We start from the raw sequence: 767 nt of genomic DNA on the forward strand, positions 1-767 counted from the left end.
CCGCCGAACAGATCCTAGAAAAAGCCAACCGTCCAACAACTTCAAACTCGCGCCACTAGATGGCGGATGTGGATATCGATGAGGGCGGTCAAACGCTCGGCTGGAGTACCCGGTCCATCCAGCACAATGAGGTGTTCCTGTGGGTCCTTGGTCATCTGGAGTGCTATTGCATAGAGAATGTCCTCTTTGGACTGAAAGTGGTTGTACAGGCTGGCGCCTTTGATACCTACGGCTTCGGCGATGTCGCGCATACCCGCATTGCTATAGCCGTGGTCAGCGAAGTACGACGCTGCGGTGGCTACGATTTCGTCACGACGAGATCGTGATCGCGCGCCGGATCGAGAATCCTCATTCCGATCATCGGATTCGAGTGCAGTCACATCCCCCATGCGGGTCAGCTCTTTCCGTGTGCACGGCGCAGTTCCCGTTTGAGGATCTTGCCCTGCGGGTCGGTAGGGAGTTCGGCTACGAGATGTACCACCTTCGGAACCTTATAGCTCGCCAAGTCCCCACGGCAGAAGGCACGGATGTCATCGGCCGTCGCCGACGATCCCTCCTGCAAGACCACGAAGGCGGTCACCGCCTCCGACCAGTAGTCGTCCGGCAGTCCAACTACCGCTGCGCGTTGTACATCGGGGTGTTGTTGCAGCACACGTTCAACCTCCTGCGAGGACACGTTGTACCCCCCGGTCTTGATCATGTCCTTGCGACGATCCCGGAAGAACATGTTGCCGTCGGCATCGATGCGGACGATGTCGCCGGTATGC

General features: G+C 58.3%; 2 pseudogenes. Both read right to left on the reverse strand.

Annotated elements, in window-relative coordinates:
• Positions 1-56: 56 nt before the first annotated feature.
• A pseudogene (locus tag B1964_RS28590) lies at positions 57-389 on the reverse strand (helix-turn-helix domain-containing protein); the annotation flags it as partial.
• 5 nt (positions 390-394) lie between these two features.
• Positions 395-767: pseudogene (locus B1964_RS28595) on the reverse strand (AMP-binding protein); the annotation flags it as partial.

Source organism: Gordonia sp. i37, from assembly GCF_002043085.1.
Lineage (GTDB): Bacteria > Actinomycetota > Actinomycetes > Mycobacteriales > Mycobacteriaceae > Gordonia > Gordonia polyisoprenivorans.